This is a genomic window from Chelativorans intermedius, assembly GCF_025398255.1.
In the GTDB taxonomy this organism is placed as follows: Bacteria; Pseudomonadota; Alphaproteobacteria; order Rhizobiales; family Rhizobiaceae; genus Chelativorans; species Chelativorans intermedius.
Window position 1 is genome coordinate 1 of sequence record NZ_JAODNW010000021.1, and the last position, 20,166, is coordinate 20,166.

Here is a 20,166-nt window from a genome sequence, read left to right on the forward strand (position 1 = left end):
ACTCAATCTCGGCCGACGAATGCACAAACTACTTCGCTAATGCAGGATACGGACAAACCTAGATTCATCCCGCTCTAAAATGGGCGTTTTCCGACGCGAAGCCCTGAAAAATACCGTCGCCCCAAAATGGCGCCGCTGACTATCAATTTTCTCTTTTATTTCAGTGTGATATGGACAAAAATATACCGTCAAGGCTTCCGACACCCTGACGGTATAAGAGATTTCCGCGCGATGCAACTTTGGGCGATACCGTCAGTCATGCCGTCAGATCACTCGCTAACGGGCCGAAAGCCGGCGATAGGTCTCGGACACAATATTTGGTGATTTCAGTGCCTTATGTCGCCTTCTGGCGTGCTTCCGGATATTCCTGGCGCTGCCTGAATCATTCCCACTCGATGGTTCCGGGGGGCTTCGACGTCACGTCGTAGACGACGCGGTTGATGCCGCGGACCTCGTTGATGATGCGGGTTGCGGCGCGGCCGAGGAAGTCCATGTCGAAGGGATAGAAATCCGCGGTCATGCCGTCCACCGAGGTCACGGCGCGCAGCGCACAGACATATTCGTAGGTCCGCCCGTCCCCCATCACACCCACGGTCTGGACGGGCAGGAGCACGGCAAAGGCCTGCCAGATCGCATCATAGAGACCGGCCTTGCGGATCTCGTCGAGATAGATCGCGTCGGCAGCGCGCAGTATCTCCAGCTTCTCGCGGGTCACCCCGCCCGGGCAGCGAATGGCGAGGCCAGGACCGGGGAAGGGATGGCGGCCGATGAAACGCTCGGGCAGGCCGAGCTCGCGGCCCAGCGCGCGCACCTCGTCCTTGAAGAGCTCGCGCAGCGGCTCCACGAGCTTCATGTTCATGCGCTCCGGCAGGCCGCCGACATTGTGGTGCGACTTGATGGTGACGGAGGGGCCGCCGGTGAAGGAGACGCTCTCGATGACATCCGGATAGAGCGTGCCCTGGACCAGGAAATCGGCGCCGCCCAGCCTCGAGGCTTCCTCCTCGAAGACCTCGATGAAAAGGCGTCCGATGGTCTTGCGCTTCTTCTCCGGGTCGACCTCGCCCTCCAGCGCCGCCAGGAAGCGGTCGGAGGCATCCACCAGCACCAGCGGCACGTTGTAGTGCTCGCGGAACATGGAAACCACCTCGGCCGCCTCGTTCTTGCGCATCAGGCCGTGGTCGACCAGGATGCAGGTCAGCTGCTCTCCCACCGCCTCATGGGTCAGCAGCGCAGCCACGGAGGAATCCACGCCGCCGGAGAGCGCGCAGATCACTCTGCCGGATCCCACCTGCCGGCGGATGGCCTCGACCGCCTGTTCGCGATAGGCCGCCATGGTCCAGTCTCCGGCAAGCCCGGCCACCCTGTGCACGAAATTGGCGATGAGCCGCGCTCCGTCCGGTGTGTGCACCACCTCGGGGTGAAACTGCACGCCGTAATAGCGGCGCTTGTCGTCGGCGATGGCGGCGAAGGGGGCGCCGGAAGAGGTTCCTACCACCTTGAAGCCCGGGGGCAAGGCGGTCACCCGGTCGCCGTGGCTCATCCACACCTGATGGCGCGTGCCCGGCGCCCAAACCCCCTCGAAGAGCGCGCAGTCCTCCGTCACCTCCAGAAAGGCGCGACCGAACTCGCGGTGGTCGCTTCCCTCCACCTTGCCGCCGAGTTGGGCGCACATGGTCTGCTCGCCATAGCAGATGCCGAGGACCGGGACGCCGGAGGCGAATATGATCTCGGGCGCGCGCGGGCTGCCGGTCTCGGCAGTCGAGGCGGGGCTGCCGGAGAGGATGACCGCCCTGGGCTGCAGGCGCTTGAAGGCATCCTCGGCGAACTGGAAAGGCGCGATCTCGGAATAGACGCCAGCCTCGCGCACGCGCCGCGCGATGAGCTGCGTGACCTGGCTGCCGAAATCGACGATGAGAACGGTGTCGGGATGGGTCGTGATGCTCATGGCGAGCCTTTAGAGAAGGAAGCGATTCGACGCAACGGTTTCAGCCTTCGGCTTCTGTAAAATCCTGTCGGTCTCCGGCGCTATGGCGTGGCGAACCACCCCGCTAGCGACGCTCGAAGGCGGCGAAATAGAAGCCGTCCGTGCCCGCGCTTGCCGGCGTCAGCATGATACCCGCCTCCCGGCGAATGTGCACGGCCTGCGGATGGTCGGGAAAGCGCTCCTGCCAGATGGCCTGATGATCGCAGGCGCGGAAGGCGGGATTGCGTGCAAGGAAGGCATGCGCCTGGTCGGCGTTCTCCTCCTCGAAGAAGGAGCAGGTTATGTAGACGAGCCGCCCGCCCGGCCTTACATAGCGGCTGGCTGCGTCGAGGATGGCCGTTTGCTCGCCCTGGCGCGCCTCGAGCTGCTGCGGGGTCAGCCGCCATTTGGCGTCGGGGCGCCGGCGCCACGTGCCCGACCCCGTACACGGCGCATCCACCACAACAAGGTCCATCCGGCCTTCGAGGGGCGCCAGCGCCGCCTCGTCGGCCAGCACCTGCACGTTGCGGCAGCCGGCGCGCTTCAGCCTGTCGAAGATCGGCGCCAGGCGCTGCCTGTCGGCGTCATGGGCATGAACCTGTCCGCGATTTTCCATCATCGCCGCCATGGCGAGCGTCTTGCCGCCCGCGCCGGCGCAGAAGTCGAGCACCTGGAAGCCGGGTTCCGCGCCTGCAAGCTCGGAGACGATCTGCGAGCCTTCGTCCTGCACCTCGAACCAGCCCTTGTGGAAGGCGGGCTCCGCCTGCACGTGGGGGTGACGCCCGTCGCCCGCCACCGGCGGAATGCGCATGCCGCGGCTTGCGATGGCCGAGGCCGCAGCGCCGGCGCGCGCAAGTGCGGCGAGAACCTTCTCCCGGCTGGCCTTCAGGGAGTTGGCCCGCATGTCGAGCGGCGGGCGCGCGGCAAGGGCGGCACATTCCTCGACCCACGCCGCGCCGAAAGCACGGACCGCCACGGGGCGGCACCATTCGGGAATGTTGGCGCGCGCAGCCTCCGGCAGCGGGGTGCCGAGGCGGGCGGCGAGGGCGCGCAGTTCCGCCTCGTCGAGCGGCGGCGGCGCGAAGCGGTCCTCGGCGAGCGCCTGGTTGACCGCTTCGGGCGCCATGCCGTTCTCCAGCATGTAGCCGCCGAAGGCGAGCGCGCGCGGCGTGTCGGCATCGAACAGCCAGCCGGCGGCGCTGCGCCGGCGCAGCCCGTCATAGACGATGTTGCCGATCGCCGCGCGGTCTCCGGCTCCGGCGAAGCGGTGGTTCAGCCCCCAGTCGCGCATGGCCTCGGCGGCTGGGCGGTGGCGTGTCTCGATGTCGTGGAGAATGTCGATGGCTGCTGCGAGCCTGCCCCCTAGGCGCATCGTGGCTCCTTCTCGGTTCACCCGTCATGGCGCCTAGCTAAGCGCTCGCGAGCCGGCAGGCAAGGACAAGATCGCCACAGGCCCTTTCGTGACGGCCGTTTTTCATTTCCGAAAAACGCCTTGCGAATTTCAGGACTTCTGACGACCGCCGCCCCAATGGGATGAATGGTGGCGCGGCGCACCGCGCCGGACCGCAACACCATTCAGGACAAGGAGGGCGCTTCGCCCATGACCGGAACGACAGCAGCACATCGCAGAACGTTGGGGCGCTCGGGCCTTTCGGCCGGCGCGGTGGGCCTCGGGGGCTGGGCGATCGGCGGGCATTTCATCTTGGACGGAAAGCCGGACGGCTGGGGTGAGGTGGACGACGCGCAGTCCATCCGTGCCATCCATCTCGGCCTTGAGATGGGTGCCTCGCTGATCGACACCGCCGATGCCTATGGGACCGGGCACAGCGAGGAGGTGATCGGACGCGCGCTGGCCGGCCGCCGGACGGATGCCATCGTCGCCACCAAGTTCGGCTTCACCCATGACCGCGCGACACGCACGCTGAACGGCATTGACGTCAGCCCCGCCTATATTGCGCGGGCCTGTGCGGCCTCGCTGAAGCGGCTCGCCACGGACCATATCGACCTCTATCAGATTCATGTGGGCGAGCTTGCCGACGATCAGGCGGATGCGGCGGGCGAAGCTCTCGAAAAGCTGGCCGAGAAGGGCGCCATCCGCTTCTGGGGCTGGAGTACGGACAATGCGGGGGCGGCCCGCCGCATGTTGAAGTTCCCGCATTTCGTGGCCGTGCAGCAGGAGCTCAACGTCTTCGTGGACGGGCCGGAGATGCTTGCCCTGTGCGAGGAAAGCAATCTCGCAAGCCTCAATCGTTCGCCCCTCGGCATGGGATTTCTTACCGGCAAGTTCGGGGCCGGGGCGCGGCTTTCCCCAACCGAGGTGCGCGGCGCCGGCCATGGATGGGTCCGGTTTTTCAGGGAGGGACGGCCGCATCCCGAATATCTCAGGCGGCTCGATGCGCTGCGCGCGCTGCTGCAGACCGGCGGACGCACCCTTGCCCAAGGCGCGCTCGGCTGGATTCTCGCCCGCTCGCCCAACACCTTTCCCATCCCCGGTTTCAAGACCGAGGCGCAGGTGCGCGAAAATCTCGCGGCCATGGAGAAGGGCCCCCTGCCCGCTTCAACAATGGCGGAGATCGACGCCATCCTCGCCGAGGAGATGGAGCCTTCCTAGGCGATGCGCCGAGAAGCGGCTGCCGGCTTTCGGCGCAGACTCCCGCAGGGACGAACGGGCGCGGAAGGCCCCGCGCCCGTTCCCGGCTCCCAGCTTGGGCAACCCCTTTATTCCGCGGCCTGCGGCGTGGCTGCGGCCGCCCCTGCCTCGTAGCCGTAGTGCGCCTTCAGAGCCTTGCGCACGCCATTGCCGTAGTCCGGGTGGACCTTGTCGAAATGCGCGAGCTGGCGCTCGATGATCTCTCCGGGCACACCGGCCATCGCCGCGGCGATGTTGTTGAAGAGGCGGTTCTTCTGGCCTTCGTCGAAGAGGTTGAAGAGAGCGCGCGGCTGGGAATAGTCGTCGTTGCCGATGCGATGGTTGTAGCGGTCGGCATCGCCGGAAATCCTCAGCGGCGGCTCCTTGGCGGACGAATCCTCCACCGGGCCATTGAAGGAGTTCGGCTCGTAATAGGCATCGGGATTGCCCGCCCTGTGGCCGAAGAAGTTCATCTGCCCATCCTTGTGGTAGTGGTGGACGGGGCACCTCGGCGCGTTGACGGGCAGCGCCTCGTAATGGGTTCCCAGTCGGTAGCGGTGCGCATCGGCATAGGAGAAGATGCGCGCCTGCAGCATCTTGTCCGGCGACCACGAGATGCCGGGCACGATGTTGGAGGGCGAGAAGGCCACCTGCTCGATCTCGGCGAAATAATTGTCCGGGTTGCGGTTCAGCTCCAGAATGCCGACGTCGATGGGCGGATAGTCCGCATGCGGCCAGACCTTGGTGAGATCGAAGGGATTATAGGGCGTCTTCTCCGCATCGAGCTCGGGCATGATCTGCACCTGCATCTTCCACTTCGGAAACTCGCCGCGCTCGATGGCGCCGAACAGCGCCTCCTGGTAGCTCTCGCGGGTCTTGCCGACGACCTTCTCGGCTTCCTCGTTGGTGTGGAACTTGTGGCCCTGAAGCGTCTTGAAGTGGAACTTCACCCAATAGCGCTCGCCCTTGTCGTTCCAGAAGGAATAGGTGTGCGAGCCATAGCCGTTCATGTGCATGGGGCTGACCGGCAAGCCGCGGTCCGACATCAGGATGGTGACCTGATGGAGGGACTCCGGGCTCAGCGACCAGAAATCCCACATGGCGGTGTTGGAGCGCAGATTGGTGCGAGGATGGCGCTTCTGGGTGTGGATGAAATCCGGGAACTTGTAGGGATCGCGCACGAAGAAGACCGGCGTGTTGTTGCCCACCAGATCCCAGTTGCCGTCCTCGGTGTAGAACTTGATGGCAAAGCCGCGCACGTCGCGCTCGGCGTCGGCCGCGCCAAGCTCGCCGGCCACGGTGGAGAAGCGCAGGATCAGCGGCGTTTCCGCGCCGGGCTGAAGCGCCTTGGCCCTGGTAAACCTGGAAATGTCGCCGGTGATCTTGAGCGTGCCATAGGCGCCCCACCCCTTGGCATGAACCACACGCTCGGGGATGCGCTCGCGGTTCTGATGCGCCAGCTTCTCGATCAACTGGTAGTCCTGCAGGAGTACGGGACCGCGCTCGCCCGCCGTGATCGAATTCTGGTTGTCGGGCACAGGGGCGCCCGCCGTCGTGGTCAATCTCGGTTTGTCGGCCATGGCAATCTCTCCTTGCTGGCGCGACCGGACGGGCCGGCCGCGATCGATGGGCTGGGGTGCTTGGAACAAATCCAGAGTAGCGGGCCGCCACGATAAATTCCAATTGCATTTGGTGTTCAATGCGATAAGTTTTTCTTATGTTGCGACTGACCCTTCGCCAGATGCAGTATTTCGAGCGGCTGGCAGAACTTCTGCATTTCGGGCGCGCCGCCGAGGCTGTTGGCGTCACCCAGCCTGCCTTGTCCGCGCAGATCGCCGAAATGGAGGCGCAGCTCGGCTACAGGCTGTTCGAACGGGGTGGCGGCAGCGTGCGGTTGACGGCGGAGGCACACGCGCTGCGCCCGCGCATCGCGCGCATCCTGGCAGAGGTGGAGGATCTGGAGAACCTCGCCCAACGCGGGCGAAGCGTGCTGGAAGGCCGTTTCCGCCTTGGCGTCATCCCCACCGTGGCGCCCTATCTGCTGCCCCGCCTCCTGCCCCTGCTCAAGGAGCGCTTTGCCGATCTGCGTCTGGAGGTGCGGGAGGCGGTGACCGACACGCTGGTGGAGGAGACCGTCCATGGCCGGCTCGATGCCTTGATCGCAGCCGAGCCACTGGAGGAGACGCGCCTGAAAAGCAGTGCGCTCTTCGAGGACCGCTTCTACCTCGCGGTGCCGGAGGCAGAGGCGGGGCGCATCGCGCCGCCGGTGGCGGAGGAAAGCATGGCGCTGGAGCGGCTGATGCTTTTGGAGGACGGCCACTGCATGCGCGCCCAGGCCCTGGCCGTGTGCGGCAAGGTCACGCCGCGCACCATGGCAAGTTTCGGGGCGACCAGCCTTGCCACGCTTCTGCACATGGTCGCCCATGGCATGGGCGTGACACTGATCCCCGCCATGGCACGGCAGGCGGCGGAATGCATGCCCGGCGTGCGCGTTCTCCCCTTCATCGAACCGGCGCCGGCGCGCACTGTCTGCCTGGCCTGGCGCAGGACGAGCCCGCGGCAGGCGGATTTCCCGGTGCTTGCGGAGGCGGTGAAGGATGCCTGCCCAACCGGATGAGCCTCGCGAGCACTACGGTTTTACAGTAATACAGTTTCCGTTCTGAATAAAATTCACGTTGCTCTTCCCAGGAAATCGGATAATTTCCTGTCCTCTTTAGCAACTTCAAGGTAATCTTGTTATGAAAGCTTATGTTTCAGAATTGTTCGGCACCTTTTTCCTTGTCTTCATCGGGTGCGGAAGCGTTGTTCTCGGCGACTTCGGCGCGCTGATCCCTACCGGCGGTGCGCTTGCCATCGCGTTCGCCTTCGGCATCGCGGTGGTGGCGATGGCCTATGCGGTCGGGCCTGTCTCGGGCGCACATCTCAACCCGGCCGTCACCCTCGGTGCCTTTCTTGCCGGGCGCCTGCCGGCACGGGACGTGGCGCCCTACATGGCCGCCCAGGTGGTTGGGGGCGTTCTCGGCGCGCTTGTCCTGTGGATCATAGCCACGGGTGCCGCCTCCGGGGCGCCCACCAATCTGGCCGCCAACGGGTGGAGCGATTATTCCACCGCGGCGGCCTTCATCGCAGAGATGGTGGCCACCTTCATCTTCGTGATGGTGATTCTCGGCGTCACGGCGGGCAAGCACATCACGGTCATGGCGGGCCTCGTGATCGGCCTGACGCTGACGGCCATTCACATCTGCTTCATCGCCGTGACCGGAACCTCGGTCAATCCGGCGCGCTCCATCGGGCCCGCCCTCTTCTCCGGCGGCACGGCAATGGCGCAGCTATGGCTCTTCATCGCGGCCCCGCTCATCGGTGGCGCGGCGGCCGGGCTCCTGTACAGGACCGGCGTCTTGGAGAAGACAGAGATTGTCCTGAAAAAAGCGCGCGCCTGACCCGAGGAGACCGAAAAGCCCCGGGGAAACCGGGGCTTTTCCACAAGTGGCCCGGCGCGCCTGCAGCATCTTGCAGCCAGATGGAATCATCTGGCGTCGCACAAATGCTTGAAAAACAAACGGATGGACCGGATCAGCGTTTCAATGAAACGATGAACCGGTCTAGCCAGCTCCCGGGTAATTCGGGCTTTCGCGGGTGATCGTCACATCATGGGGATGGCTTTCGCGAAGGCCCGCGCCGGAGATGCGCACGAAGGTGGCTTTCTCCTGAAGCTCGGCGATGGTACGCGCGCCGACATAGCCCATCGCCGCCTTCAGACCGCCGGTAAGCTGGTGCAGGACGCCGGCGGCCGGCCCCTTGTAGGGCACCTGGCCCTCGATGCCCTCGGGCACCAGCTTCAGCGTGTCGCGCACTTCTGCCTGGAAATAGCGGTCGGCCGAGCCGCGCGCCATGGCGCCCACCGAGCCCATGCCGCGATAGGCCTTGAACGAGCGACCCTGGTAGAGATACACCTCGCCGGGGCTTTCGTCCGTGCCGGCCAGCAGGGAACCGATCATCGCCGCGCTGGCGCCGGCGGCAATCGCCTTTGCCAGATCGCCGGAATACTTGATGCCGCCGTCGGCGATGACCGTCGCACCGGCCTTCTGCGCCACCTCGACCGCCGCCATGATGGCCGAAAGCTGGGGCACGCCGACGCCGGCCACAACGCGCGTGGTGCAGATGGAACCGGGACCGATGCCCACCTTCACCGCATCCGCGCCGGCGTCGATGAGCGCCTTCGTGCCGTCGGCGGTCGCCACATTGCCGGCAACGATGCGCACCGCGTTCGACAGTGTCTTGACGCGGGCCACCGCATCGAGCACGCGCTGGGAGTGACCGTGCGCGGTGTCGATGACGAGAAGGTCGACCCCGGCGTCGATCAGCCGTTCGGCGCGCTCGAAACCGTCATCGCCCACACTGGTGGCCGCCGCCACGCGCAGCCGCCCCCTGGCATCCTTGCAGGCATGGGGGTTCAACTGCGACTTCTCGATGTCCTTCACCGTGATGAGGCCGACGCAGTTTCCCGCGTCATCCACCACCAGCAGCTTCTCGATGCGATGCTGATGAAGCAGGCGCTTGGCCTCCTCCTGGCTCACCCCCTCCCTTACCGTCACCAGATTGTCATGCGTCATCAGCTCACGCACCGGCTGGGCCGGGTTGGAGGCGAAACGCACATCGCGGTTGGTGAGAATGCCGACGAGTCTGCCCGTGGTGTGACCGCCCAGTCCTCCATTTTCCACCACCGGAATGCCGGAGATGCGATGGGCGTTCATCAGCGCGTGGGCATCGGCAAGCGTCGCGTCGGGCCCGATGGTGAGCGGATTGACCACCATGCCCGACTCGAATTTCTTGACCTGGCGCACCTCCTCGGCCTGCTCGGCGGGCGACAGGTTGCGATGGATGACCCCGATGCCGCCAGCCTGGGCCATGGCAATGGCCAGCGCCGATTCGGTCACTGTATCCATGGCGGCCGAGAGGATGGGGATGTTGAGCTCGATATCGCCGGCGATTCGCGTGCTCACATCCGTCTGGCCCGGCATCACCTCGGAATGCCCGGGCTGGAGAAGCACGTCATCGAAGGTGAGCGCCTCGGTTCCGGTTGCGGTTTCGATGATTCTTGCCATGGCCGACCCTTGAAGGATGAGAGCAACGTGCGGGCCGTTTTCCCTCGCGGGCAAAGCGGCCATCCCAATGATGATTCCCTTTCAGGATTGGCGCTGGCTCGTACCACGTCCGTTACGACTTGAAAAGACGCTGGGTCGACTCCGGCGAAAGAGCGCATCCGCGGAGGCGGAAATGCCGCAAGGCGCCACGTGCGCGGGCTGCGCCGGGCCGGTGGCGGCCCGTGCGGGGAGGCCTTTGACATCGCAGCCCTTTCGGCCGATATGGGGCGGGTCGGCGTTCTCCCCGCGCCGGCCGACCTCCATTTCCCAGCCCGAGGCGCAGCCCGTGAACCGCTCCCTGCCGCTGATCCTCGCTGTTGCGCTCTTCATGGAGCAGATGGACTCCACGGTGATTGCCACCTCGCTGCCGGCGATTGCCGAGGACATCGGCACCAGCCCGGTGACGCTGAAGCTGGCGCTGACCACCTATCTGGTGGCGCTGGCCGTCTTCATTCCCGTCAGCGGCTGGATGGCGGACCGTTTCGGCGCCAAGCGGGTGTTCCGGCTGGCGATCGGCGTGTTCGTGATCGGCTCGGTGGCCTGCGCCATCTCCAACTCGCTTCTGGCCTTCGTTCTGGCGCGTTTCCTGCAGGGCATGGGCGGGGCGATGATGACACCGGTGGGGCGGCTGGTTCTGGTGCGTGCGACACCGAAGAACCGGCTCGTCTCCGCCATGGCGTGGCTGACGGTGCCGGCGCTTGTCGGCCCCGTGGTCGGGCCGCCGCTCGGCGGCTTCATCACAACCTATTTCTCCTGGCACTGGATCTTTCTCATCAACGTGCCCATCGGGCTGGCCGGCATCCATCTCTCCGGCCGCGTGCTGCCGCAGTTCGAGCCGCAGGCGGAAGAAAGGCTGGATGTGAAGGGCTTCGTGCTCTCCGGCCTTGCCGCCTCCGGCCTTGTCTTTGGCCTTTCCGTGGTCAGCCTGCCGGCGCTGCCGCCGGCGGTGGGGCTGGCCACCGTGGCGGCGGGGCTGGCGATGGGCTGGCTTTACGCGCGCCATGCACGGCAGGCGCCGCAGCCGATTCTCGACCTGCGGCTGTTTTCCATCCGCGCCTTCCGCGCCGCCATCATCGGCGGCTCGCTGTTCCGCATCGGCGCGGGGGCGGTGCCCTTCCTGCTGCCGCTCATGTTCCAGATCGGTTTCGGCATGACGCCCTTCCAGTCGGGCATGCTGACCTTCTCCTCGGCGCTCGGCGCCATCGCGATGAAGTTCATCGCCACGGCGACCCTGCGGATGGCGGGCTTCCGCCTCACCCTTGTGCTTGCGGCGCTGCTGGGCAGCGTGCTGATTGCCGCCAATGCGCTGTTCACCCCAGCCACATCGGCCGCCGTCATCATCGCCGTGCTGGCGGCGGCGGGCTTCTTCCGCTCTCTGTTCTTCACCTCCGCCAATGCGCTGGTCTTCGCCGAGATCGGCGAACGGGAAGCGAGCCAGGCGACGGCGATCGCCGCAGCGAGCCAGCAGATCAGCATCGCGCTGGGCGTGGCGGTGGGGGCCGGCGTCCTGGAGGCGACGGTGCAGATGACGGGCGCCGAGCTGGGCCTCGACGCCTTTGCCAATGCCTTCGTGATCGTGGCGTTGCTCACGGCGCTGGCCGCCCTGCCCTTCCTCAACCTGCCGGCCGATACGGGCAGCGCCGTCTCCGGCCACCGGCGCCGGCGCATGGAAAGCGAGGAGCCGGCGCTTGCCGCCGAGCGAAGCTCAGCGCCCGCTGCTCACTCTCCCGCCTTTCCCTTGAAGCCCTTGGCCAGCAGATAGAGCTCCACCGATTCGCCGCGCGAGGCCGGCGGCTTGACATGGTGGACCGACTGGAAATTGCGCTTCAGCATGGAAAGCAGCTCCGTCTCCGCCCCACCCTGGAAGGTCTTGGCCAGGAAGTGACCGCCGGGCCGCAACACGCCGACGGCGAAATCCGCCGCCACCTCGCACAGATGCATGGTGCGCAGATGGTCGGTGCGGCGGTGGCCGGTGGTAGGGGCCGCCATGTCGGAGAGAACCACGTCGGGCGGGCCGGAAAGCAGCGCAAGAAGGCGGGCGGGAGCCGCATCCTCCAGAAAGTCCATCTTGAGGATGGCAGCACCCGGCACGGGATCCATCTCCAGATAGTCGATGCCCACCACCGAGGGATTTTCCGGGTCGGACCTCACTCGGGCCGCGGCCACCTGGCACCAGCCGCCGGGGGCTGCACCCAGGTCGATCACCCTCATGCCGGGGGCGAGGATGCGGTGCCTGTCGTCGATTTCGGCAAGCTTGTAGGCCGCGCGCGAGCGCATGCCCTCGGCATTCGCCCGGTGCACATAGGGATCGTTCAAATGGCGCTCGAGCCAGCGGCGCGAGGAGGACTTCAGGCCGCGCTTCTTCTTCACCCGCGTCTTGAGGGCGCGGGGGCCGGCGCCCGGCTTGCCGCCGCCCCGGCTCATGGCCGACACCCCGCGAGACGGCGGCGACGGCGCCAAACGCCATCGCGCGCCATCATCTCGTTGAGCATGCCTTCGCGCAGGCCCCTGTCGGCCACGCGCAGGCGCTCGGCCGGCCAGTGGCGTCTTATGGCCTCCAGAATTGCACAGCCGGCAAGCACCAGATCGGCACGCTCGGCGCCGATGCAAGGATTGGCCTTGCGCTCGTCGAAGCTCCAGCCGAGGATCGTGTCGATCATGCGGTCCACGCTCTCGCGCTCCATCCACAGCCCGTCCACCCGGCGCCTGTCATAGCGCCGGAGGCCCAGATGCACGCCGGCAAGGGTGGTGACCGTGCCCGAGGTGCCGAGCAGGTGGAAGCGGGCGGTGGAGGCGAGATGGGAGAGACGGCCGCGCCCTTCAAAACGCGCCAGCATGGCCGTCACTTCCGCCACCATGGCCTCGAAGGTCTCGCGCGTGACCGTGCGGCCGCCGAAGCGCTCGGCCAGCGAGACGACGCCGACGGGCAGCGAGGTCCAAGAGACGATGTGGTCGGCCAGGCGGGGCGTGCGATGGCGCGTCAGGTCGATGAGCGCAATCTCCGAAGAGCCGCCGCCGATGTCGAACAGCACCAGCCCATCCGTCTCCCGCGTGACCAGGGAGCTGCAGCCGGCGACGGCGAGCCTGGCCTCGGTGTGTCGGTCGATCACCTCCAGCGTCAGCCCGGTCTCGCGGCGCACGCGGCCCAGGAAATCCTCGCCGTTGCGGGCTGCACGGCAGGCCTCCGTGGCGATGGTGCGCACGCCGGCAAGGCGCAGGCCCGAAAGCTTCTCCGCACAGATGGCCAGCGCCTCGAGCGCGCGGTCCATGGCCGCCGGGCTGAGCCGGCCGGTGGCCGACAGCCCCTCGCCCAGCCGCACGATGCGCGAGAAGGCATCGACAACGCGAAAGCGGCCTGGCCGGCTGGGCGTGGCCACCAGGAGACGGCAATTGTTGGTGCCCAGATCGAGCGCGGCATAGAGTGTTTCCGGCAGCCGGCGCGCGGCCGGGGCGCGCCGGCCCGCCGCCGGCCCCGCAGGGACGGGCTGCGCGGCCTGCCCGTTTGCGCCGTCGCCGCCTTGCGGCTGCTGGCAGGGCGGCACCGCGCCACCCTGCACGAAAACGCGCCGGCGGCGCTTTCGCGCGCGCTTGCGCTTCGGCTTGTTCCGCCCCTCGGCCACGGCTGCTCGGGGGAGGCGCGACGCCTGCCCCCGCCCGTTTCCGGCCACGCCATCCCCCACCGAGACGTGATCGCCAACGCCGTCCGCGACCGGTGGCGCGTCACCCTGCTCGTGGTCGTCCACCGTATGTCCTTCCGCGCCCGCACATCGCCCGACGGCGCGCAGGCGCCCAATGCTGTCGTTGGCGCCACACTAACAGCGCCGCCGCCTTTGACCAAGAGCCAAGTTGCGGCGCCGACCGTAAGGCCCCCGCATGGCGCCCTGTGCAACAATCGGGATTTGAAAAACGCGGCGGGGTTGACTATTGAAAGGGCATGGCTAAATAGCTTGGCCCACGCACCGCGAAGCGCGGCGCGCCTGCTGGGGAATAGTTTAACGGTAGAACAGCGGACTCTGACTCCGTCAGTCCTGGTTCGAATCCAGGTTCCCCAGCCATCTTTTCCAAACAGAAATAATGGCTTAAAGAATTGGGAACGCCGCGCGCCAAACCCCGGCTGATGCGCACGGCTGTGGGGCGCGAAGTCTCTCAAAGGCGGATCCGGCCTGAAATTTTCGCCCATTGCCGGCAGAACGGGCGGGCCGGCGTGTGGTCGTGTATCGTTAAAATTATCTTGCCGCTTTTTCCGTTGCCGCAACCCTTCGGCTCTACCCTGCGGGCATGAAGACTTTGGAACAATCAAGGTCGGGAGGCGGCCACCAGCGAGCGAAAAACCCGCGCCGCTCATCCGTGCCACCGCTGCTGATCGGGCTGTTGCTCATGGGTTCTGCCGGAATCGGTTACACGGCAGATGGCCTTGCCGCGAGCCACATATGGGCAATGCTTCCGGGATCGGGCTGCAACATCAAAGGCAACATCAGCCACGCAACCGGCGAACGCATCTATCACGTGCCAGGCCAGCACTACTACTCCGCCACGCGAATCTCGTTGCTGCGGGGCGAGCGTTGGTTCTGCTCCGAGGAAGAGGCCCTGCAGGCGGGCTGGCGAAGATCAAGAATGTGAAGACCCACCGGTGAACGGCAGGCTGCTCGCGCCGCTGCAGGGCGGTTCAGGCGTTGTCGCGCTGAAAGATCCAGTCGTGGTCCGGGTGGTTCCTGAAGCGCCAGGCGCGGCGGGGGCCGGCCATGACGTTGAGATAGTACATCTCGTATCCATAGGGCGCACCGCAGGGATGGTGGCCGCGTGGCACCAGCACCACGTCGTGATTTTCCACCGCCATGGTCTCGTCGAGCGTGCCGTCCTCGGTGAAGACGCGCTGAAAGCCGAAGCCCTGGGCCGGGTTCAGGCGGTGATAGTAGGTCTCCTCCAGATAGGTCATCCGCGGGTAGTCGTCCTCGTCGTGCCGGTGCGGCGGATAGGACGACCAGTTGCCCTGGGGCGTGTAGACCTCGGTGACGAGCAGGCTGTCGGCCACGTCGCGCTCTTCCATGGCGATGGCGTGGATGTAGCGCGTGTTGGCGCCCTTGCCGCGCTCGGCAAGCGAGATTCCGGCAGGGCCGATCACCTGGGCGGGACGGCCGCCCTTGCCCGGCGCCGCGCAGACGGCAAGCGTACAGTGGGTGGTGGCCCTGGCCTGCCAATGGGCACCGCCAGGCACATAGGCGGCGTGCGGCGGCAGGCGCTCGAACACATCCATCCGCTCGCCGAGTTCGCCGAAATCGCGGCCTGCTGCCGAAATCTCGGCCTTGCCCTCCACGAGCACCAGAATGACCTCGTTTTCGCCGGTCTCTTCCTGCGCCGTCTCGCCGGGCTTCAGGCGGTAGAGGCCGAAGCCGACATAGCGCCAGCCGGCGCTCTGCGGCGTGATGTCGTGCACCTTGCCCGCCTCGCCGGCGGGCTTGCGAAGGAGTTTCGGCATCTTTTCCTGCTCCCTATTCCGTCTTGTTCTCGCCCTCGCCGCGCGGCTCATAGCCGACGAGGAAAACCCACGCGCAATAGGCGCCGAGCGCCGTGAACAGCATGCCCCAGAAGGGGCTGGCCATGACGAACTCGAAAATGCCCCAGCCGAGGCAGACCGCGATAATGGCCACCCTGCGCCACAGGGGCGCGAAGAACGGGTGGTGAAGATCGAGAAGCTTGTCCATCGGCCAACTATAGAAGCTCGTCAGGCGCGGTCCAGCCCGACCGCGCGCGCCGCCTGGCGCAGCGCCTCAAGCCCCATCGACTGATACTTCACCGGATCGGCCTTCAGGGGGTCCTGTTCCGCCTCGATGACGAGCCAGCCCTCATAGCCGTGCTCGGCCAGCACTTTGAGCACCGGCGCGAAGTCGATCTCGCCCTCGGGGTCGCCGGGAACGGTGAAGACACCGCGGCGCACGCCTTCGAGGAAGGAAAGGCCCTCCGCCTCCACCTGGCGGCGCACGGCGGGACGAATGTTCTTGGCGTGGAAGTGCTTCACCCGGTCCGCATAGGCGCGCGCCAGGTCGAGCGGATCGGCACCGCCGAACCAGGCATGGCCGACATCGAGCAGAAGCTTGGTTGCCGGCCCCGTGCCGGCCATCAGGCGGTCGATCTCCTGGCGTGTCTGGACGACGGTGCCCATGTGGTGATGATAGACCAGGTGAATGCCCTGCTGCGCGCAGTAGGCGGCGATGGCCTCCACCCCGGCACAGAACTGCGGCCATTCCTCATGGGCAAGCACCGGCTTGTCGCGCAGCGCTACCCCGTCCCTGCCGTGAATGGCGTTCGACGTCTCGCAGACGATGCAGACCTCGCAGCCATTCGCCTTCAGCATGTCGAGATGCGGCTGGATGGCCCGCTTCTCGGTCTCGATGTCGTTGACGAGCAGGTTGAGCGAGTGCCAGCCGGAGACGAAGACGAGCCCGTGTTCGGCCAGAACATGCTTCAGCGTCTCGCCATCGGAGGGCATCTTGTGGCCCTTCTCGATACCGGCGAAGCCGATCTCTGCCGCCTCGCGCAGACACTGCTCCAGCGGAATGTGGGCGCCGATGGAATGGTCGTCGTCATTCGACCAGGCGATGGGGTTGGTGCCGTAGCGGATCATTCAAAGCCTCTCCTTCAGCGCCGCTTCGTAGCCGGCGCGCGCCTTCTTCACCTGTTCGCGTTCGGAGACCTCCGGCACGGCGACATCCCACCAGTGGCCGCCGGCCGCCGTGGAGGGATAGGGGTCGGTGTCGATGACCACGACAAAGGGGCCATCGGCCTGCCGGGCACGTGCCAGCGCCTCCTCGAGCTCGGCGATGGAGCCCGCCTTCACCGCCTCGGCCCCCATGGAGGCGGCGTGGGCGACGAAGTCGATATGCGAGGGGTTCACGTGGTGCGCATGGTCGAGCAGGTTGTTGAACTCCGCCCCGCCCGTGGCCATCTGCAGCCGGTTGATGCAACCGAAGCCGCGATTGTCCGTGATGACGACGGTGATCTTGATGCCCATCATCGCCGCCGTGGCCAGCTCCGAGTTCATCATCATGTAGGAGCCATCGCCCACCATCACGACGACATCGCGGTCGGGCTCGGCCATCTTGATGCCCATGCCGCCGGCGATCTCGTAACCCATGCAGGAATAGCCGTATTCCATATGGTAGGAGCCGGGGCGCCCCGCCTTCCACAGCTTGTGCAACTCGCCGGGCATGGTGCCGGCGGCGCACATGACCACCGTGTTGTCGCGCGCCGCGCGCTGCACGGCGCCGATGACCTGCATGTCGGTGGGCAGGGCGTTGGTGTCTTGCGGGGGCGCGGTCACGGCATCGGCGGCAGCGAACCACTCCTCCTTGAGCTTCGGGTCCGGTGGATCGAACCGCCTGTCGCCCAGCGCGTGCCGAAGCGCCTCCAGCCCCACGCGCGCATCGGCGCAGAGCGGCACGGCACCGTGCTTGACCGCGTCATGGGCGTTGACGTTGAGGCTGACGAGCCGGCGGCCGGGCCGCGAGAAGAGAGACCAGGAGCCGGTGGTGAAATCCTGGAAGCGGGTGCCGACACCGATGACCACATCGGCCTCGGCGCAACGCCGGTTGGCGCTGGATGCGCCGGTGACACCCACCGGGCCGAGGTTGAGCGGGTGGTCCCAGGGCAGCGCCGACTTGCCCGCCTGGGTCTCGACCACAGGGATCTGATGTGCCTCGACGAAGAAGCGGAACGCCTCGTGGGCGCCCGAATAGTGGACGCCGCCGCCGGCGACGATGACTGGCGTGCGGGCGGCGGCGAGGATTCCCGCCACCTGCTCCACCTCGACCGGATCGGGATGGGGGCGGCGCATGCGCCAGACCCTCTGCTCGAAGAAGCTTTCCGGCCAGTCGTAGGCTTCCGCCTGCACGTCCTGGCACAGGGCGAGCGTGACGGGGCCGCAATCGGCCGGATCCGTCATGGTGCGGAAGGCGCGCGGCAGCGCGGTCAAGAGCTGCTCGGGCCGCGTGATGCGATCGAAATAGCGCGAGACGGGACGGAAGCAATCATTGGCGCTCACCGTGCCGTCGCCGAAATCCTCGATCTGCTGGAGCACCGGATCGGGACCGCGATTTGCGAAGACATCGCCCGGCAGAAAGAGCACCGGCAGGCGGTTCACATGCGCCAGGGCGGCCGCCGTCACCATGTTGGTGGCACCGGGGCCGATGGAGGAGGTGACGGCCATGGCGCGCCGGCGGCGAAGCTGCTTTGCATAGGCGATGGCGGCATGGGCCATGGACTGCTCGTTGTGGCCGCGATAGGTGGGCAGCCTCTCCCGCATGGCATAGAGTGCTTCGCCAAGGCCGGCGACATTGCCGTGGCCGAAGATCGCCCAAACACCGGCGATGAAGGGCTCGCCATCCTCGTTCAACTGTGCCGCCAGATAGCGTGTGAGGGCCTGGGCGGCGGTCAGCCGGATCGTCTTCATACGGGCCTCCCATGTCTTGCGCAGGCGCGGTCCCAAACCGCGCACAGGGTGCGATAGTTGGCGGCCATGGCGGCGACGGCCTCGCCGTCCTCCATCTCGCCGGCAAGCCAGCGGCGCGCCGGCTCGGCAAAGATGGTGCGCCCCACGGCAAAGCCTTTCACGAGATCGAAGCCGGCGGCAACCGCAAAACTCTCCTCCAGCTCCTCCGCCGGCGCGTCGAGCCCGAGCACGACGATGCCGCGCGTGCGCGGATCGTTGCGGGAGATCGCCTGGCAGGCGTTTTCCCACGCCCGCGTGGAGGTCATCGGCTCCAGCTTCCACCAATCGGGATAGACGCCGATTTCGTAGAAGCGCTCGATGACCGCGGCGGCCGCCTGATCGTCGGCAGGGCGCACCTTGGAGGGGATGATCTCCAGCAGCATTTCCAGACGATTGCGGCGGGCGGCGGAGAAAAGCCTCTTGACCACGTCCTCCTGGCGCGCCTTCGTCTCGGCATCGTCATCGGGATGATAGAAGCACAGCACCTTGACCACATGCTCCAGCGGCCACTCGACGAGGCCGCCGAAATCCGGGCCGATCTCCGGCTCCAGCGTCAGCGGGCGGGAGCCCGGCCACTCGACGGGGCGGCCGATCCAGAGGCCGCTGGCGGCCGCCCGATAAAGCGCCTCGCGGCCAAGCCGTCCGTCGCACAGGATGCCGTAGCCGTGGCGGTCGCCGGCGACCTGCCTGGCCGCCTCCAGGCACAGCGTCTTGAAGGCGCCGATGCGCGAATGGGGAGCACCCAGGGCATCCGCCATCTCCTCAAGCTGCTTGCGATGGTCGAAAGCGAAGACGCGCATCTGCGGCCAGTGGCCCTTGCGGTTGGTCGCCCAGTGCACCTGTTCGAGCGCCTCGTCCTTGCGCAGCGCGCGGTTCCTGATGCCGGTGCGGAAGAAATATTGCAGCTCCTCCCATGAGGGATAGGCCGGCGTGCAGCCATGGCGGGAGACGGCGAAAGCGCCGCAGGCATTGGCGTATTTGAGTGTCGTCGGCCAGTCCTCGCCCGAAAGCCAGCCCTTGAGAAGCCCGGCCATGAAGCCATCGCCGGCGCCCAGCACGTTGAAGACCTCGATGGGGAAATGTTCGCCCGCCTCGCCCTCGTCGAGCGTGTCGGGAATGGCGCCGGCAAAGGCGGCAGCACCCATGGGGCCGCGCTTGCACACCAGCACGGCGTCGGTGATGCGGCGCACGGCGCGCAGCGCCTCGATGGTGTCGGTCGAGCCGCCGGCGATGTGGAACTCCTCCTCCGTGCCGACGATGAGGTCGAAGAGCGGAAGCGTGGCCTGGAGCTTCGCCGTAACGCGCTCGGACTGGATGAAGCGGCTCTCGCCGGCATCGTGGCCGGCCAGGCCCCACAGATTGGGCCTGTAGTCGATGTCGAGTGCCGTCCTGGCGCCGCTTTCGCGGGCAAGCCGCAGCGCCTTCAACACCGCCGCCTCCGTGCGCGGATGGGAAAGGTGGGTCCCGGTGGCACACACGCAACGCGCCTCGGCGATGAAGGCGGGGTCGATGTCGTCCTCGCTGAGCGCCATGTCGGCGCAGTTCTCGCGATAGAAGATGAGGGGGAACTGCTCCTGGTCGCGGATGCCGAGAAGGACAAGCGCGGTGAGACGCTCGGGATCTGTCTTGACGCCGCGCACATCCACGCCCTCGCGCTCCAGCTCCTCGCGGATGAAGCGGCCCATGTGCTCGTCGCCCACACGGGTGATCAGCGCCGACTTCAGCCCCAGCCGCGCCGCGCCGGCGGCGATGTTGGTGGGCGAGCCGCCGATATACTTATTGAAGGAGGCCATGTCCTCCAGCCGGCCGCCGATCTGGGCGCCGTAAAGATCGACCGACGAACGGCCGATGGTGATGACGTCGAGGGGCTTCGTCACATCACGCCTCCCTGCCCGGTTGCGCGCGCGGGCCGGCATGGCCGCGGGCGCGTCTCGCTATGGAATAT

At 66.6% G+C, this 20,166-nt stretch carries 16 protein-coding genes and 1 tRNA gene; 6 read left to right on the top strand and 11 right to left on the bottom strand.

Annotation, left to right across the window (positions count from 1 at the left end; translation table 11 throughout):
* Positions 1 to 382: 382 nt before the first annotated feature.
* Together guaA and NYR58_RS15205 are read right to left on the bottom strand one after the other, a co-directional pair.
* Complete coding sequence (gene guaA / locus NYR58_RS15200) at positions 383 to 1,945, bottom strand: glutamine-hydrolyzing GMP synthase (protein ID WP_261521934.1); 1,563 nt, start codon at positions 1,943 to 1,945, stop codon at positions 383 to 385.
* Between the two features lie 103 nt (positions 1,946 to 2,048).
* Positions 2,049 to 3,335 carry an RsmB/NOP family class I SAM-dependent RNA methyltransferase gene (locus NYR58_RS15205; protein WP_261521936.1) on the bottom strand — a complete coding sequence of 429 codons (1,287 nt, stop codon included), beginning with the start codon at positions 3,333 to 3,335 and terminating at the stop codon, positions 2,049 to 2,051.
* A gap of 228 nt (positions 3,336 to 3,563) precedes the next feature.
* Between NYR58_RS15205 and NYR58_RS15210 the strand changes: the two genes are divergently transcribed.
* Entirely contained in the window at positions 3,564 to 4,574 is a 1,011-nt protein-coding gene (locus NYR58_RS15210; RefSeq protein ID WP_261522081.1) for an aldo/keto reductase, read from the top strand.
* Between the two features lie 107 nt (positions 4,575 to 4,681).
* Here the strand turns inward: NYR58_RS15210 and katA are convergent, their stop codons facing one another.
* Entirely contained in the window at positions 4,682 to 6,172 is a 1,491-nt protein-coding gene (katA, locus tag NYR58_RS15215) for a catalase KatA (protein WP_261521937.1), read from the bottom strand.
* Between the two features lie 137 nt (positions 6,173 to 6,309).
* Here katA and NYR58_RS15220 point away from each other — a divergent pair, with 137 nt between their 5' ends.
* Positions 6,310 to 7,209, top strand: a complete 900-nt coding sequence (locus tag NYR58_RS15220; protein ID WP_261521938.1) for a hydrogen peroxide-inducible genes activator — start codon at positions 6,310 to 6,312, stop codon at positions 7,207 to 7,209.
* A 121-nt stretch (positions 7,210 to 7,330) separates the two neighbouring features.
* Positions 7,331 to 8,032 (top strand): MIP family channel protein, encoded by a 702-nt coding sequence (locus NYR58_RS15225; protein ID WP_261521939.1) that lies wholly within the window; start codon positions 7,331 to 7,333, stop codon positions 8,030 to 8,032.
* A 162-nt stretch (positions 8,033 to 8,194) separates the two neighbouring features.
* Here NYR58_RS15225 and guaB read toward each other — a convergent pair whose 3' ends face one another.
* Positions 8,195 to 9,697 (bottom strand): IMP dehydrogenase, encoded by a 1,503-nt coding sequence (gene guaB, locus NYR58_RS15230; RefSeq protein ID WP_261521942.1) that lies wholly within the window; start codon positions 9,695 to 9,697, stop codon positions 8,195 to 8,197.
* Positions 9,698 to 10,022: 325 nt separating this feature from the next.
* Between guaB and NYR58_RS15235 the strand changes: the two genes are divergently transcribed.
* A complete protein-coding gene (locus tag NYR58_RS15235; RefSeq protein WP_261521943.1) occupies positions 10,023 to 11,498 on the top strand; it encodes an MFS transporter in 1,476 nt (491 codons plus the stop codon).
* On the opposite strand, the gene NYR58_RS15240 is transcribed toward NYR58_RS15235, so the two are convergent.
* Both NYR58_RS15240 and NYR58_RS15245 read right to left on the bottom strand, forming a co-directional pair.
* Positions 11,456 to 12,160: an RlmE family RNA methyltransferase gene (locus NYR58_RS15240; RefSeq protein WP_261521945.1), complete on the bottom strand. Its 705-nt coding sequence runs from the start codon at positions 12,158 to 12,160 to the stop codon at positions 11,456 to 11,458. The two genes, NYR58_RS15235 and NYR58_RS15240, sit on opposite strands and share 43 nt — an antisense overlap.
* Positions 12,157 to 13,479 carry a Ppx/GppA phosphatase family protein gene (locus NYR58_RS15245; protein ID WP_390880969.1) on the bottom strand — a complete coding sequence of 441 codons (1,323 nt, stop codon included), beginning with the start codon at positions 13,477 to 13,479 and terminating at the stop codon, positions 12,157 to 12,159. The genes NYR58_RS15240 and NYR58_RS15245 overlap by 4 nt, the downstream gene beginning before the upstream one ends.
* Positions 13,480 to 13,717: 238 nt before the next feature.
* Here NYR58_RS15245 and NYR58_RS15250 point away from each other — a divergent pair.
* Together NYR58_RS15250 and NYR58_RS20595 are read left to right on the top strand one after the other, a co-directional pair.
* Positions 13,718 to 13,791 (top strand) — tRNA-Gln (locus NYR58_RS15250).
* A 223-nt stretch (positions 13,792 to 14,014) separates the two neighbouring features.
* Positions 14,015 to 14,356 carry a sunset domain-containing protein gene (locus tag NYR58_RS20595; protein WP_261521947.1) on the top strand — a complete coding sequence of 114 codons (342 nt, stop codon included), beginning with the start codon at positions 14,015 to 14,017 and terminating at the stop codon, positions 14,354 to 14,356.
* Between the two features lie 46 nt (positions 14,357 to 14,402).
* Here the strand turns inward: NYR58_RS20595 and iolB are convergent, their stop codons facing one another.
* The 5 genes from iolB to NYR58_RS15280 are packed head-to-tail and all read right to left on the bottom strand — an operon-like array spanning position 14,403 to position 20,098.
* Positions 14,403 to 15,212, bottom strand: a complete 810-nt coding sequence (iolB, locus tag NYR58_RS15260; protein ID WP_261521948.1) for a 5-deoxy-glucuronate isomerase — start codon at positions 15,210 to 15,212, stop codon at positions 14,403 to 14,405.
* Between the two features lie 13 nt (positions 15,213 to 15,225).
* Positions 15,226 to 15,438 carry a DUF3329 domain-containing protein gene (locus NYR58_RS15265; protein WP_261521949.1) on the bottom strand — a complete coding sequence of 71 codons (213 nt, stop codon included), beginning with the start codon at positions 15,436 to 15,438 and terminating at the stop codon, positions 15,226 to 15,228.
* Positions 15,439 to 15,458: 20 nt separating this feature from the next.
* Positions 15,459 to 16,358 (bottom strand): myo-inosose-2 dehydratase, encoded by a 900-nt coding sequence (gene iolE, locus NYR58_RS15270; RefSeq protein ID WP_261521951.1) that lies wholly within the window; start codon positions 16,356 to 16,358, stop codon positions 15,459 to 15,461.
* Positions 16,359 to 18,182: a 3D-(3,5/4)-trihydroxycyclohexane-1,2-dione acylhydrolase (decyclizing) gene (gene iolD / locus NYR58_RS15275; RefSeq protein WP_261521952.1), complete on the bottom strand. Its 1,824-nt coding sequence runs from the start codon at positions 18,180 to 18,182 to the stop codon at positions 16,359 to 16,361. It abuts the gene before it with no gap.
* The gene (locus tag NYR58_RS15280; protein WP_261521954.1) at positions 18,179 to 20,098 is read right to left on the bottom strand and encodes a bifunctional 5-dehydro-2-deoxygluconokinase/5-dehydro-2-deoxyphosphogluconate aldolase; all 1,920 of its coding nucleotides are present in this window, start codon (positions 20,096 to 20,098) and stop codon (positions 18,179 to 18,181) included. Before NYR58_RS15280 ends, iolD begins: the two co-directional genes overlap by 4 nt.
* Between the last annotated feature and the right edge of the window lie 68 nt (positions 20,099 to 20,166).